The organism is Demequina oxidasica, from assembly GCF_000975115.1.
Taxonomy (GTDB): Bacteria; Actinomycetota; Actinomycetes; order Actinomycetales; family Demequinaceae; genus Demequina; species Demequina oxidasica.
On record NZ_BBRE01000002.1, the window covers coordinates 1 to 14,098 of the forward strand.

Annotated in this window: 12 protein-coding genes; 2 read left to right on the plus strand and 10 right to left on the minus strand. The window is 63.7% G+C overall.

The genetic code is table 11. The features are described from left to right. Positions 1-191 precede the first annotated feature (191 nt). The 6 genes from AOP77_RS07015 to AOP77_RS07040 are packed head-to-tail and all read right to left on the minus strand — an operon-like array spanning position 192 to position 8,150. Positions 192-1,220 carry a LacI family DNA-binding transcriptional regulator gene (locus AOP77_RS07015; protein ID WP_062211569.1) on the minus strand — a complete coding sequence of 343 codons (1,029 nt, stop codon included), beginning with the start codon at positions 1,218-1,220 and terminating at the stop codon, positions 192-194. Continuing rightward, positions 1,217-2,509, minus strand: a complete 1,293-nt coding sequence (locus AOP77_RS07020) for an endo-1,4-beta-xylanase (protein ID WP_062211572.1) — start codon at positions 2,507-2,509, stop codon at positions 1,217-1,219. The genes AOP77_RS07015 and AOP77_RS07020 overlap by 4 nt, the downstream gene beginning before the upstream one ends. A gap of 8 nt (positions 2,510-2,517) precedes the next feature. Then, entirely contained in the window at positions 2,518-4,788 is a 2,271-nt protein-coding gene (locus tag AOP77_RS07025) for a beta-xylosidase/alpha-l-arabinosidase (protein WP_062211575.1), read from the minus strand. Between the two features lie 2 nt (positions 4,789-4,790). Beyond that, on the minus strand, positions 4,791-5,684 hold the full coding sequence (locus tag AOP77_RS07030) for a carbohydrate ABC transporter permease (RefSeq protein ID WP_084622489.1): 894 nt from the start codon (positions 5,682-5,684) through the stop codon (positions 4,791-4,793). 5 nt (positions 5,685-5,689) lie between these two features. Continuing rightward, positions 5,690-6,742, minus strand: coding sequence for a carbohydrate ABC transporter permease (locus AOP77_RS07035; protein ID WP_062211581.1), 1,053 nt, complete (start codon positions 6,740-6,742; stop codon positions 5,690-5,692). Positions 6,743-6,782: 40 nt separating this feature from the next. After that, positions 6,783-8,150: an ABC transporter substrate-binding protein gene (locus tag AOP77_RS07040; protein ID WP_062211585.1), complete on the minus strand. Its 1,368-nt coding sequence runs from the start codon at positions 8,148-8,150 to the stop codon at positions 6,783-6,785. A gap of 118 nt (positions 8,151-8,268) precedes the next feature. Here AOP77_RS07040 and AOP77_RS07045 point away from each other — a divergent pair, with 118 nt between their 5' ends. Further along, positions 8,269-9,288 (plus strand): LacI family DNA-binding transcriptional regulator, encoded by a 1,020-nt coding sequence (locus AOP77_RS07045; protein ID WP_062211588.1) that lies wholly within the window; start codon positions 8,269-8,271, stop codon positions 9,286-9,288. Positions 9,289-9,311: 23 nt separating this feature from the next. On the opposite strand, the gene AOP77_RS07050 is transcribed toward AOP77_RS07045, so the two are convergent. Next, positions 9,312-10,478: an ATP-binding protein gene (locus AOP77_RS07050; protein WP_062211592.1), complete on the minus strand. Its 1,167-nt coding sequence runs from the start codon at positions 10,476-10,478 to the stop codon at positions 9,312-9,314. An 89-nt stretch (positions 10,479-10,567) separates the two neighbouring features. On the opposite strand from AOP77_RS07050, the gene AOP77_RS07055 reads away from it, so the two are divergent. Then, positions 10,568-11,518, plus strand: coding sequence for a 2-hydroxyacid dehydrogenase (locus AOP77_RS07055; RefSeq protein ID WP_062211595.1), 951 nt, complete (start codon positions 10,568-10,570; stop codon positions 11,516-11,518). A 9-nt stretch (positions 11,519-11,527) separates the two neighbouring features. Here the strand turns inward: AOP77_RS07055 and AOP77_RS07060 are convergent, their stop codons facing one another. Genes AOP77_RS07060 through AOP77_RS07070 form a run of 3 tightly spaced genes read right to left on the minus strand, consistent with a single transcriptional unit; the run spans position 11,528 to position 14,098 of the window. Beyond that, the gene (locus AOP77_RS07060) at positions 11,528-11,899 is read right to left on the minus strand and encodes a DUF1801 domain-containing protein (protein ID WP_062211597.1); all 372 of its coding nucleotides are present in this window, start codon (positions 11,897-11,899) and stop codon (positions 11,528-11,530) included. Positions 11,900-11,938: 39 nt separating this feature from the next. After that, on the minus strand, positions 11,939-13,291 hold the full coding sequence (locus tag AOP77_RS07065; protein ID WP_062211600.1) for a cryptochrome/photolyase family protein: 1,353 nt from the start codon (positions 13,289-13,291) through the stop codon (positions 11,939-11,941). 42 nt (positions 13,292-13,333) lie between these two features. Further along, on the minus strand, positions 13,334-14,098 hold the full coding sequence (locus tag AOP77_RS07070) for a MerR family transcriptional regulator (RefSeq protein ID WP_062211603.1): 765 nt from the start codon (positions 14,096-14,098) through the stop codon (positions 13,334-13,336).

The window sequence follows — 14,098 nt, forward strand, 5'->3', positions numbered from 1 at the left end:
GAGTTTTGGGAATGGCGGAGGTCCTTCTGGTGTGTTCCGGAACTGACGCAACGGTGCCCTGTAGGGGATCGGACTCTCATTGCATCGCGTCCACTGCAGATTCTCTTGTTTGAACACGTACTTAGGGATCTCTATCCCCTAAGGAACGGACCCATGTTGCGCACTGTGTTGTTCTCAACCGCTGAGGGTGCCTAGACAGAGTCTTCGGGTGAGGCGTCTCGTAATTTGGCGGTGGATTCGCGGACCACCAGTTGGGTGGCAAGACGCTGACGCGGGTGTGCGATGCGATTGCCGTGCACTAGCTGCATAGCCATACGTATTGCTTCGCGGGCCATCTCCTCGAGCGGCTGGCGAACGGTAGTCAGCTCTGGCTGTAGCCACTTCGCGATCATGACGTCATCAAATCCCACGACAGAGAGGTCGTGAGGGATCGCCAGCCCATGGCGTTTCGCCTCCTTGTAGACGCCGGCGGCGCACTGGTCAGAGCCCGCGAATATGGCGGTGGGTGGCTGCGGAATGCTGAGCATGCGCCGTGTGGCTGTCTCACCGCTCTCCGAGAGAAAGTCGCCCCAGTGCTCCAGGCGCGGATCCGTGGGTACGCCCGCCTTTGCGAGGGCCGCTCGGTAGCCCTGTAGTCGCTCGCGCGAGCATGACACCAGAGTGGGGCCCGTGATGATGCCGATGCGTCGGTGTCCGAGCTGGAGGAGGTGCTGAGTGGCCGCGAACCCGCCCTCGTAGTTGGTGGCGGCAACGGCGGGGATGTCCGGAGCGGTACCTCCCAACGGATCCACAAGGACCACGGGGGTGTTGAGTTTTGAGAGCTCCTCGGCGATGCCCTCCTGGAAGTCGGTGACAGTGAGCACCACGGCATCGGTGCGCCGTGTCGCCAGGTGCTGGACCCAGTGGCGGTTGCCTATGCGGCGTCCGTGTGTCGAGGTGACGACCAGGCTCACGCCCGCCCGAGCTGCCTCGTCCTCGGCGCCCTGCACTAACGGCATGGCCCAGTTAGGGTCGAGGTCGCGGATGACGAAGTCGATGAGTCCCGTAGGCCGCTTACCTGAGGTGCCACGGCGCATGTAGTGATGCTCTTCGAGCAATCGACGCACGTGGTCTCGTGTGTCTGGGGCAACACCATCGCGCCCGTTAAGTACTTTCGACACGGTCGGCACGGACACCCCGGCTAGCTCCGCGATTTCCGCCATAGACACTCGGGGACTCATGCGCCGAGCACCACCCTCAGGTGGCGTTCGCGGCCCGCCTCTACGGTGATGTCCGTCTTGCTGCCACGGTGGGAGATTCGGTAGGTGCCCGCGAAGCCCTGCACCCTCAGCCGGCCAGCCTCGTCCGTTCGTTCGACGCCCGGTGCATGCCACCATTCGCCCTTGATCAACCCGTGGAGTGAGTCAAAGGCGGGCTTGCGCGAACCGTCGGGGCGGAGAAGTCCCGACGGCGCCCCAAGCCAGGCAGTGGCATCGGAGAGACCCCAGTACGTCACGGACTCGACCGCGGGGTGGGCAACGAGGGTGCAGTAGTGGCGCACGATCTCATCGGCTTGACGGGCTTCTCCCTGAGCAGTCGATGGCCAACTGGCGGGCGTGAAGTCGTTGAGATCAACGATGTGTGCCGGCATGAGATTTCCAGATACGAGTGAAGTCTCGGTCATCTGCAACGGCAGCCCGAATCGCGCGAATCTCTCCAGGATCTCCCACACCTCGTCCTCACCCCGGTACCCCTGGTGCATGTGAGTTTGCAGTCCGATCGCATCAATCTGTATACCGGCTTCGAGGCACTCTGAGATGACGCGCTCATACTCGGGGGAGAGGTCGAAGTCATTGATGACTAACCTTGCCGATGGATTCGCCGCGCGGGCGGATTCGAATGCGAGGCGTACTGTCTCGACCCAACCCTCGGATTGGGCAAGTCGAGTCACTGCGTTCGCTTCGGCCGTGAACGACGGGAGGATCACTGGCTCGTTGATCGCGTCCCAGTGGTCGATCACGCCTGCAAAGTCAGCCACGTCGCGCCCAATGCGTGCACGCATGGCGGACTCCGCTTGCGACTCGGGCATCTCCAGAAGCCACGGGGGAGCCAGGGTGTGCCAGAGAAGGGGATGCCCTTTCACAGAGACGCCATGTCGCGCGAACCAACGCGCGGCCGCGAGGAGCCGCTTGGTGTCCGGGTGACCCTGCGTGGGTTCAAAGCGCGCCCAATAGAACGGCAGCGTCGCCATGTTGAAGAGCGAGAACCAGTCCTTCGCGAGAGTCGCACCGTCGCCGCCGGAGGCATCGACGCCCGAGTTGGCCGCAGCATCGTGCCGTGGCGGGGTTTGCTCGTTGGCAAAGTCGATCAAATCGAAGCCTATGCTTCCAAAGCCAAACTCGTGGCTCACCTGCTCGATGCGCACGTCGGTATGGGGGATGAGAGTGCCGTCGTTGTCGACGACGGTTACGGTAGTGCGCCCACGCCGGTGATCAAGCGAGGTGGGCGCACGGCCCGCAACTGTCGTCATCGATTCGCCTAGCTGACCGTGGCGGTTGTCATGCGATTGGAGTCAACGGTGACCTTGTAATCAGGGCCGGTGAGTTCGATCCGAGCAGTGGCCTCACGCCAATCGCTCGCGCCCACCCAGAGGTCCACGTCGCCGGACTCGACCACGCGCACGCCGGCACGGTTGGTGAAGGCTAGACGCGTGGTGGGAACGCGGAACTCAACTCGCCGGGATTCGCCTGCTTCCAGTTCGATTCGCGCGAAGCCAATGAGTTGTGCGACGGGCCTGGTCACACTTCCGACCAGGTCGTGGCCGTACAACTGCACTACGTCGGCGCCCGCGCGCGCGCCGGTGTTAGTGACGGTGACCGTCGCAGTAATCGCACCGTTGCAGGTGACCTCCGCATCGACCTCGAGGTCGGTGTGCGCGAAGGTGGTGTACGACAGGCCAGTACCAAAAGCCGATGCTGGAATGGTCGAGAGGTTGCTCACCTCACCATCGCCCCCGAGGGTCGGGTGAAGGTACGAGTACGGCTGAGCACCGGCGGACCGGGGCAGTGACACTGGCAACTTCCCGGAGGGATTGACCCGCCCTGACAGGACGCCAGCGATGGCACCGGCTCCCTCTTCACCGGGGAAGAAAGCTTGTACAACGGCGGCGCATCGTTCCATCGCCCAGCCCAGGGCGTAAGGCCGGCCGGTGACGGCCACGAGCACCACGGGGGTGCCAGTCGCCAGCAACCGCTCTACCAGTTCACGCTGAACGCCGGGTAGCTCGAGGCTGTCGGTGTCGCAGCCTTCGCCGGACGTCGCGCGACCGAACAGGCCCGCGCTGTCGCCCACCACCACAAAGGCGACATCGGCGTCACGCGTCACGCGCTCCGCCTCCTCAATCCCGGAGGCATCGTCACTGGCCACGTCACAGCCGAGCGCGAACGTGACGTCCGCGTCCCACTCTGCCGCGATGGCCTCCCGTACTGAGGGCGCCTCGAACCCCATGGGGGTTCCGGGGTGCTGGGCGAGCACGTGATTGGCAAACGAGTAGCAGCCAAACAGCGCGTTGGGGCGGTCGGCGTTGGGACCCACCACGGCGATCTTGGATCGACCAGTGATGTTCGGAGTGAACGGCAGAGCGCCGTCGTTGCTGACCAGCACGATCGACTGCTCGGCGAGCGTACGGGCTACGTCACGGTGCGCCGGGGAATCTAGGTCAATGCCGGCGGGCGGCTCATCCTCGAAGGTGGCACCCAACAAGCCGAGTTCTTCCTTTTGGGCGAGGACGCGCAGCACCGCGCGGTCCACAAGTGCCTCGTCCACCGCGCCAGAGCGCACTGCCTCGGCGAGGGGTACGAGATAGGCGTTGCCGGTGGGCAGTTCCACGTCGACGCCAGCCTTGAGCGCGAGGCCGGCTGCCTCGCCAAGATCGCCTGCGACGTGGTGAAGTATCTGGAGGAAAGCGACGCCAAAGTAGTCCGCGACTACTACACCGTCGAATCCCCAGGTGCCTCGCAAAAGGTCCGTCAGGAGACTCTCGTCGGCAGCCACGGGCACGCCATCGATCTCCGCGTAGGAGTGCATGACTGAGCGCACCTTGCCGTCAAGGACTGCCATCTCAAAGGGAATCAGCAGCACGTCAGCAAGCTCGCGAGGTCCAGCGTGAACCGGGGCAAAGTTGCGGCCCGACTGCGATGCCGAGTACCCCACAAAGTGCTTAAGCGTCGCGTGGACACCCTCGCTCTGGATGCCCTGCACGTAGGCCGTGCCGATTGCGCCCACCAAGTATGGGTCTTCGCTGATGCACTCCTCCACTCGGCCCCAGCGCGCATCGCGCACCACGTCGAGCACCGGGGCGAGCCCCTGGTGAATGCCGAGCGAGCGCATGGACTCGCCAATCTGGGCGCCCATCTGAGCGATCAGATCCGGGTTGAAGCTCGCCCCCCATGACAGCGGAGCGGGGTAGGTTGCGGCCTTCCAGGCGCTCAACCCGGTGAGGCACTCCTCGTGGACGATCGCGGGTATGCCGTGACGCGTGTCGGTGACGAGCTTCCGCTGCTGTTCCCAAAGCCACGCGGCCCGAGCATCGGCGTCGACCGGGGATGTGCCGTACACACGGGTGAAGTGTCCTAGCCCAAGGCCGACAGCCTGGTCCAGAGCACCGGTATGTGCGACCTCGCCCTGCAGCGGTGCGACTACGTCGCCGCCCTCGTCCTGCCAGAAGCCCACGAGCTGGGCCAGCTTCTCCTCGAGCGTCATCGAACTGATGATGCTCGAGATGTCGGTGTTGTGTTGAGTGGAGGTCATTACTATCCCTTCACCGCGCCGGTCAGGCCGTCCACAATGCGTCGCTCCATGAAGAGGAAGAAGACGAGCGCAGGAATCATCGCGAGCGAGGTGTAGGCCATGATCATGGTGGTCGCTGAGGAGTGCTGACCCTGGAAAGTGGTCACGCCGAGAGGCAGGGTCATTCCGGTGGGATCTCCTGTAAGTAGAAGTAGAGGAAGCAAGTAGGCGTTCCACGAGCCGATGAAGGCGAGCACCCCGACAGTCACCATTCCGGGCTTGGCCAGGGGCAACAACATCCGCCAGAAGAAGCCCACGCGAGACACGCCGTCCATCGCCGCGGCCTCCTCCAGTTCCATAGGCAGGGCCTTAAGGAATGGGCGAAGGATAATGATGGTGACAGGCAGGCCGAAGGCGATCTGCGGGATCACCAGCCCCCACAGTCCGGAGATGCCCATGTCACGTAGCAGCAGGTAGAGCGGGAGCACTGCGACGGTGAGGGGGAACATGAGTCCAGTGGTGAACACCACGAAGAAGAATTCGCGTCCACGGAATTTGTATCGCGCCAAGGGATAGGCCGCCATGGTGCCGAACAGCACCACTCCGAACGTGGTGGCTAACGCGACCACAGTTGAGTTGAGCAGCTGGCGCCAGAAAAGCGGCTCGGACAGGATGGTCCAGTAGTTCTGCCATTGGAAGGGGTTGGGGAAGCCAGTAGGGTTCTCGGCCAGGTCACCTTGGGTCTTGAACCCGCCTAGGACCAAATAGAGGATGGGGCCGAGGGTAAGCGCTACGCCCACCAGCGCGACGCCGACCGATAGGTACACGGACTTGTCGAACTTGCGCGGCTTAACCGAGCGCATCCCCGGAGCAGGGGTGGAGAACTGTTCCACGACTGATTGTTGTGGTGAAGTCATGGTGATCACCGGGCCTTTCGGATGCGGTCGGTGTTGTCGTTGCGCAGCACCACGAGCATGTAGGCGACGGCGACGGCGAATGAGATGAAGAACATGATCACGGCGATGGCCGAGCCGTAGCCCCAGTCAGAGCGGAAGAACCCGATCTGCATCATGTAGGTGGCAATTGTTGAGTATTGTCCGGTGGTGCCACCTTGGTTCAGGACCCACACCATGTCGAACAACTGAATCGAGCCGATGAGGGACAAGAACGCCCAGATGCGGATAGTGGGTCCGATCAATGGGATGTTGATGCGCCACTGGACTTGCCACCAACTAGCGCCGTCGATCGAGGCAGCTTCCTGTAGGTCTTCCGGTACGCCGGAAAGTCCTGCGAGGAACAGAATGATCGCCAGGCCGATGTACTTCCACGTGATGATGAAGAAAACGACCCAGAAGGCCCAGGTCTGATCTTCGAGCCAACCTCCCGCTGGGGGATTGAGGCCGATCGAATGCATGAAGTCTGTTGCAATGCCGTTGGGGTCAAAGATGATGAGCCACATGACTCCTGCGATTACTTCGCTCAGGACATAGGGGGCAAACATAATGACGCGAACAGAGGGGCGACCCGGGAACTTGCGGTTGAGTGTCAGCGCGATTAGCAATGCGAGCGGGAGCTGCACCGCCATCGACAAGCCGATGATCGCAAAGTTATGGCCCAACGCCTCCCAGAAAGGCTGGGAGTACTGCGTTGTGAACGCCTGCTTGAGGTCGGGGTCGGTGCCGCCGAACAGCGCTCGGGCGTAGTTCTCAAAGCCGATGAACTCGGCATCGGAGAACTGCGATACGCCGTTCCATTTGTAGAAGCTGTACCGCGCGGCCGAGATGACCGGGTACACGACGAAGGTGAGGAACAGGACTAGCGCGGGCCCCACAAAGAGGGTGATTTCGCCCCATTTGCGGATGTTGTCACGACGCTTGTGATTGGTGACGGGTGTGACGGGACGCGGTCCCGCCGCCGACGCATTCGCGTCGACGGCGGAACCCTGACCCACACCCGAGGTCTCCAGTGCAGTCACTAGAAAGCCTCGCTTTCGTATTGGTTGTGTGGTGCGGGAACTACGCCGTGGCCGCGGCTGCGGTCATTCCGTCAACGATGTCCTGCGAGGAGTTTTGACCGCCGAACATCCCTACGATGCCGTCGTTCATTGCACCACCCACGTTGGGGCCGAATGCGGTGTCGAGCCAGAGCTGCACGTAGCCGGCGTTACCAGCGACCTGAGCGAGCTCGACGAGCACGGGATTGGTGACGGCCTCGGCTGCGGCAGGTGCCACAGGGAGTCCGCCAACTGCTGCAGCGAAGCCCTTCTGCACGTCGTCGCTCACGATGTACGCCAGGAAATCGGCGCACTCCGGGGGTGCGTCCACGTAGCAGGAGAAACCATCACCGCCACCGAGTGCAGCGGTCGGGTCACCGGCGCCGCTCGAGGTAGCGGGCATCGGGAACCAGCCCAGGTCCTCGTGCAGGTCGGCAATTGCCTGGTCGCTACCGTCCGTGAAGCCCTCGTAGACAAAGACGTTCCACTGACCCATGAGCTCCATGGCTGCCTGGCCGGTGGCCACGAGTCCCGCTGACGACGTGGCGCCGGTCTGGGCGACAGTCGAGGTGAACTGCGGCTGGAAGGGATCCGTGCCGATGAAGTCATTCAGCTGATCGCCAGCGTCAATCCAGCATGGGTCGGAGAAGTCATAGCTTCCGGTACCGGCGTTCAGTGCCTCCTGCGAGCAGGAGCGGAGCGCGAAGTTGTACCACCAGTGTGCCGCGGGCCACTTGTCACCCGCGCCTACGGCGATTGGGACGATGCCCGCGTCCTTGAGTTTCTGGACGTCAGTGTTGAGCTCAGCCATGGTGGTGGGCTCCTCGATGATGCCAGCCTTCTCGAAGAGTGACTTGCGGTACCAGATACCCTCTACACCAAACTGGAAAGGCAGACCGTAGGTATTGTCGCCAGCCTGCCATGGAGCAACACCGCCGCCGAGGCGGGTGATGTCGTCCGCGTTGGACTCGGTGAGGTCCATCAGGTAGCCGGCAGCTGCCTGAGCGGCCATCTCTCCACCACCCCATTGCTGGAATAGATCGGGCGCATCGCCCGACTGCAGTGCGGTAGGGATGCGAGTCTTCTGCAGGTCCTCGTTCTGGATCTGAGAAATATCTATCGTGACGTTGGGGTGCATGGCCGTGTAATCAGCCGCGACCTTGTCCCAGTAGTCGCCGAGCGCGTTCTCTCCGGCGTCGCCAGCGACACCATTGTGCCACCAGGTGAGGGTGACGGGTTCTGCGTTGGGGGCATCACTTGCAGTGCCGTTGGTGGCACCGGTAGTCGGCTCCTCAGTCGTGCCCGAGTCGCTACTGCTACAAGCAGCAAGTACCAAAGCGGTGGATACGAAGAGCGCAGTGATGGCGCCTCCGCGACGGGAGTTCGTCATGTTGGGTCCTTTCAGTCGTCGTTGACCTTGCCGAACAGGGCGAGTCTTGCACTGGTTTCAAAAAAGTGTCAAACGTTATCGATAACGTTTTAGTTAACTTCCCGGTAGCATCGTACCTATGGAAAACCGCCCAAGGCCAAAGATGTCCGACGTAGCCCGAATAGCAGGGGTTTCTGTGGCGACGGTCTCGAAAGTTGTCAACGGACGCTACGGCGTATCGAAAGAAACTTTCGAAACTGTGCAGCGCGTGATCGACGAACTTGGCTACGTGGGCAACCTCAGCGCCACCTCTCTTCGCAGCGCCAAGACCAACGTGCTGGGCATCCTCGTGGCATCGTTCGAGCCCTACGCCGCTGAGCTACTTAAGGGGGCGGCATCGGCTTCAGGTGGCAGCGGCTACGAACTGCTCGCGCATGCCGGAAACGACACTCACGGCTGGGAGCGTAGGTCGCTCGCGCGCATGGGCGGCACGCTCATTGATGGTGCTGTGGTCGTCACCCCGACCGTCATCGAGGCAAGCAACGTGATTCCCATCGTCGCGGTTGACCCGCATTGGGGGCCAACGCTGGTGCCCACGGTTGACTCGGACGGCTTTGGTGGGGGAAGGGCTGCCGCCGCGTATCTGCTGTCACTTGGACACACCCGCATCGCGCATATGGCCGGCCGCGAGGACCTGGACTCGGCCCGCGAGCGCGAGCGCGGCTACAGGGACGCCATGCGCGAGGCGGGCGTCGCTGTCGACGACTCGCTCGTGCGTGACGCGCGCTATGACCCGGACATTGCGCTCGATGTGGCGCGCGAACTCCTCACTATGCCTGATCGACCTACGGCAATCTTCGCGGCCAACGACATCACGGCATTGAGTGCAATGCGCGTCGCTGAGGAATTGGGGCTGTCAGTGCCAGGGGATGTCTCCATTGTTGGCTTTGATGACGTGCCCGAGGCGACGCTTGCCCAACCACAACTGACCACCGTGAGGCAGCCGCTTCAGGCCATGGGGGCCGAGGCCATGCGCATGCTGCTCGACATCCTGTCCGGCGTGGATCGTGAGACGCACGTGCGCATGGGCACCGAGCTCATTGTCCGTGATTCGTGCGGGCCGGCTCCTGATGTCGTGCGCACGGTGGAATCCGCGTAACGCCCCAGTTCTTCGGCAGTCTTCTACAACACACGCCGGATGAAGGTCGCCATGCCGGGCACCGTGAACGCGATTTGCCCGCGCTTGGGTGAGAACACGATTCCCTTGCCGATCAGGCGGCCGCGTATCGCGCTGATGGATTCCTGAGTCTTGCCAAGGCGTTCGGCGACGATGCGCGCCTGCGATGGGCCGTCCCCGTCCTCGGCCATCGACGTGAGGTAGCGCTGCTCGGCGGACGTCGCGCGGTCCCAGCGAGCCAGGAAAAAGCCTTGGTCCAACTCGTCGAAGCCGATGGACTTGGCGACCACGGCATCGTCCGCATCGATGGGCGAATACGCAGCCACGTCCCAGGCCGCCTTGCCAAAGACCTGAATGAAGTAGGGGTAGCCGGCGGCGATGGGCTCCAGGATGTCCAGCGCACCCGGGCTCCAGCCCTCACCCAGGCTCTCCACGGGCTCGACTAGTGCGCGTCGCGTAGCGGCGGCATCTAGCGGGCCCAAGCTGCGGTAGTCGAACATGCGCTCGGCATACGAGCGGGCCGTGCCGAGGATGCGCGGCAGCGAGGGAAGGCCCGCGCCGCAAACCAGCAGCGGCAGGTTCTCGAGATTTGCGTCCTGGACCGCCCGTAGAAGTGCATTGAGCTCCTCGCGCGTGAGGTCCTGCATCTCGTCGACCGCGACCATGATGCCGGCCCGATGCTCCACCTGTGCTTGGGCGATGGTCACCAAGAGGTCCGGCAGATCCAGGGTGACCTTGCCGGTGTAGGGGCGCTGGTAGCGGGGGTCGATCTCCACCCCAAAAGACACCTCGTCGAGGCCAATCGCAATGCGGAACGACGTGAAGGCGCCCAGGGCGGCGTGGGCCCGCTCTGACATCGACGGCTTGACGAGCATGCGCAGCTGGATCGACAGGCGGTCCGCAAGGCGCTCGATGAACGGGCTGGAAGAGCTGGGGTCCGACTCGACTCGCAGTGCCATCCAGCCGTGCGAGGCGGCGATCGACGTGAACTGACCCAGCAGGACGGTCTTGCCGGTGCCGCGTAGGCCATAGGCGACTATGCCGCGGGCGCCGCGTCCCAGCGACAGTCGTTCCACGGCGGCGGTGCAGGCGGCGAGTTCGTCGTCGCGGCCCACGAGGGCGAAGGGAGGGTTCCCCGCTCCGGGGTTAAAGGGATTGGTATTCGCGTGCATGGCTCACACTGTACGTAACTATGCTGACATTCGCATAGGGAGTGCCAGAGTGTGATGAGCTCGCATGCGACGTGTGCAAAACTGGCACGATGATCACCGTCTCCGTCCCGTATCCCGCCGTTGCCGATGCCCTGGGTGACGTTGGCCCCGATGCCCGGGTGATTGTGTGGGATCCGAACGTCGACGACGCCGACCCCGCCGAGCTCGACGCGATCACCATCGTGTGTGTTCCCCACTTCAAGGGTGGTCACAAGCTTTACGCGCGAGTTGCGCAGTGCCCCAACGTCGCGCTGATTCAGATTGCATCGGCGGGCTACGAGCATGCCGCGCCATACATTCCTGCTGGCGTAGGGCTCGCGAATGCCAGGGGAGTGCACGACACCCGCACTGCGGAGTTCGCGATCACGCTTGCGCTCGCGAGCCAGCGCCGGATGGTCGAGATCGTCAACGCCCAGCAGCGAGGCGAGTGGTTGCCGTTCAAGGTGGACCCCTCGCTCGCGGACCGCAAGGCGCTGGTCGTGGGGTACGGCAGCATCGGCGCCGCGATCGGTTCGCGCCTGCGCGCGATGGAGGTAGACGTGGAAGGTGTGGCCACCAGGGCGCGCACGGCGGACGACGGCACCACGGTGCACGCGATCGCCGACGTGATCTCGGTCCTACCGACTGCGGAGCTGGTCTTTCTCGTCACGCCGCACAACGACGCCACGCACCACCTCGTGAACGAAGAGTTCCTCGCCGCGATGCCAGACAACGCCTTGCTGGTGAACGTGGGCCGTGGAGGTTGCGTGGACACGGACGCGCTGGTCGCAGCACTTGAGACGGGTCGTATTCGCGCGGCTCTCGACGTCACCGACCCGGAGCCGCTGCCCGAGGGTCACCCTCTATGGAACGCTCCCAACGTGATCATCGCCCCTCACGTCGCCGGCAACACTGAACTGACCAACCGCCGTTACACGGACATGGTGCGCGCGCAGGTCGATGCCCTGCGAGCAGGCGCCGAGCCGGTCAACCTCGTGATGACGGGCTCGACCACATACTAGGTGCGAGTGCTAGTGGCTGGTGAGTGACTCTTCACGCAGGGCGATCCACGCGCGGATGATCTCCTCGAGTTCGTCGCGCCTCTCCTCGGCTTCAGCAATCGACACAATCTTCATTGCACGCGCCTCCGTTCCTTGGCCCTGCAGGTGGGGGAATTTACCGGGAATCAGCGCGCCCTGGTGGAACATCAGCGTCGCGTAGTTCATTGACTTGGGGTAGAAGCTCGCGAGGTTGCCCTGGTAGATGAAGGTGGGCGCTTGCCACTTAATCTCCTCGGTGATGCGGTCATCCGTCGCGAGGATCATGTGGCGTATACGTTGGACGACTTCCTTCATTGGGTTGTCGTACGCGGCCATCCACGCATCGACTGCTCTCTGTGACATAAGTCACACCATACGCTTAGATGTCGGGTTTTTCGCGGCCTATTCTCGCGAAACTCTCAACGTGTCGAGGGTCGCGAGTCGCTCGACCGCGTGGTCGACCATTGGTGTGGGGTAGGCAGGGGTGTCGAGGTCGGGAATCCAGCGCCTCACGTATTCGCGGTCCGGGTCGAACTTCTCCAGTTGCGTGGAGGGGTTGAAGACTCGGAAGAACGGGCTGGCGTCGCGCCCTGTGCCCGCGACCCACTGCCAGTTCAGTTGGTTCTGCGCGTGGTCGTAGTCCAACAGCGCGCGCCGGAAGTAGTCCGCCCCTCGCTGCCACGGCAGATGCAGATCCTTGACCAGAAAGCTCGCGACCACCATGCGCACGCGGTTGTGCATGGTCCCGGTCGCTCTCAGTTCCCTCATGCCCGCATCGACCAGCGGGTAGCCGGTAAGTCCCTCGCGCCATGCGACAAAGGCAGCATCCGCCTCCTTGCCCGTGTTCCAGGCGTCGTCCGCGAGTACTGGCTTGAGGGATTCGCGGCGTGCTGCGGGGTAGTGCCACAGCACGTCGGCGTGAAACTCGCGCCACGCGATTTCTGATTCAAAGACGCGCGCCGATGCCGTGGCGTCGCGGGCGGTCCAGTCCAGGATGGTACGGGGATGGATCTGGCCGTACGCGAGCGGCACCGACAGGTTTGAGGCTCCGTTGGCGGCGGGGAGGTCGCGCGTGGAGTCGTAGTCATCCAGGCGGGCCTCAGCAAAGTGCCGCGCGTCGGCGAGCACCCGCTCCTCGCGGAACTCTCGCTGCGGCGAGACCAAGTCGGTGCTGTCACCGTGGGCCGCGTACAGGTCCAGGCTCACGTCCGATGCCGTGGTGACGAAAGCGCTGGGATCCGCCTTGGGGTGGGGTGCGTCCCATCCGTGATCGCGCCACGCGTTTCGAAACGGGGTAAAGACCTTGTACTCGGTGCCATCGCCCTTCGTGACGCTGCCGGGGTCTACGGCGTAGGGCGACCCTTCGAATCGGAGTTCGCGTCCGTCGGCCTCCAGCGCCTCACGCACCTGATCTTGTTCCGCGACGCCGGCGGGAGAGAACTCTCGCGCAGCCCACACCGTACGGGCGTTGTGCTCGCGGGCCGCGGCGAGGACGGCATCGGCTGCGGTGGCCTTGCGGATGCCTAGTTTGCCGTCGATGTCCTGATTGAAGCTCCACAGCACTCGGGCCAGGTGCGCGACGCGGCGGCCGGACCAGAAATGCAGCGCGGGCACCCACGCGAAGACGGCGGCGACTGGGCCGCCTTCCTGGGCGTGCAGTACGGCCGGGTTATCGCTCAAGCGCGCGTCGCGCCGTACCCACCACACGGCCGATGCCGGGGCAGGGGCGGAACTGGAGGCGGCATCGGCGGTCATGGGGTTAGAAACCACGGGGATGGCCAACCTGTTCCCGGCTGACTACGACAGTTGCTTGGCGTACTCGGCTATCGCGTCGCGTAGGAACGCGGCAGTGCCGGACCCGTACTTGTCATAGCTTGCGCGGAAGCGCTCGTCGTCCACGTACATCTGGCCGAGGCCCGTATACGACTCCGCGTTGGGTGTCCATAGGCGGCTGACCCAAGCGAAGTGGCGGCTCACAATTTCTTGTGCCGATGCTCCGGCTGGGTCTGCGTCGGACGACGCCAAGGCGGCGATCGCCTCGGAGATGGCCTCATGCTCTGCGAGGTGTGCGCTCTGCGCGTCGGGACCCAGGTCGCGCCACTGCGTGTAGGCGCGGTCGACCACAGGGGCGCCCCAGCGCTCGCGGGCCTCCGGGGCGTACTTGTCGTGGTCAAAGCCGTTCAGGATGTCGTCGGACGTCATGGCTACTCCTTGTTCTAGGGATTCGATGGTGTGGGCGACGGTGGCGGCGAGGGTCGCGAAGCGGTCGCGCTCCCGCTCCAGCCCGCGTCGGTGTTCGCGCAACAGTGCGATGGTGGTGGCGTCGTCGTCCGTGTCGACGATGCTCTGGATGGTGGGCAGGGGAGTGCCGAGCTCGCGCAGCACCAGGATGTGTTGCAGGCGCAGGAGCTCGGCCTGCGCGTAGTGACGCCGCCCGTCGCGCCCGGTCCGTGCCGGAGGCAGGAGGCCGATGGCGTCGTAGTGGCGCAGTGTGCGACTCGTGGTTCCGCTCAGGCGGGCTACCGCCGCTATGTCGAGTTCTGACTCTTCTTGTGTGCTCAT

Excerpts from the sequence above, each read along its gene's own strand:
- AOP77_RS07015 (WP_062211569.1), bottom strand. The coding sequence starts at position 1,220 with ATGAGTCCCCGAGTGTCTATGGCGGAAATCGCGGAGCTAGCCGGGGTG.
- AOP77_RS07020 (WP_062211572.1), bottom strand. The coding sequence starts at position 2,509 with ATGACGACAGTTGCGGGCCGTGCGCCCACCTCGCTTGATCACCGGCGT.
- AOP77_RS07025 (WP_062211575.1), bottom strand. The coding sequence starts at position 4,788 with ATGACCTCCACTCAACACAACACCGACATCTCGAGCATCATCAGTTCG.
- AOP77_RS07030 (WP_084622489.1), bottom strand. The coding sequence starts at position 5,684 with ATGACTTCACCACAACAATCAGTCGTGGAACAGTTCTCCACCCCTGCT.
- AOP77_RS07040 (WP_062211585.1), bottom strand. The coding sequence starts at position 8,150 with ATGACGAACTCCCGTCGCGGAGGCGCCATCACTGCGCTCTTCGTATCC.
- AOP77_RS07045 (WP_062211588.1), top strand. The coding sequence starts at position 8,269 with ATGGAAAACCGCCCAAGGCCAAAGATGTCCGACGTAGCCCGAATAGCA.
- AOP77_RS07050 (WP_062211592.1), bottom strand. The coding sequence starts at position 10,478 with ATGCACGCGAATACCAATCCCTTTAACCCCGGAGCGGGGAACCCTCCC.
- AOP77_RS07055 (WP_062211595.1), top strand. The coding sequence starts at position 10,568 with ATGATCACCGTCTCCGTCCCGTATCCCGCCGTTGCCGATGCCCTGGGT.
- AOP77_RS07060 (WP_062211597.1), bottom strand. The coding sequence starts at position 11,899 with ATGTCACAGAGAGCAGTCGATGCGTGGATGGCCGCGTACGACAACCCA.
- AOP77_RS07065 (WP_062211600.1), bottom strand. The coding sequence starts at position 13,291 with ATGACCGCCGATGCCGCCTCCAGTTCCGCCCCTGCCCCGGCATCGGCC.
- AOP77_RS07070 (WP_062211603.1), bottom strand. The coding sequence starts at position 14,098 with ATGAGCACACAAGAAGAGTCAGAACTCGACATAGCGGCGGTAGCCCGC.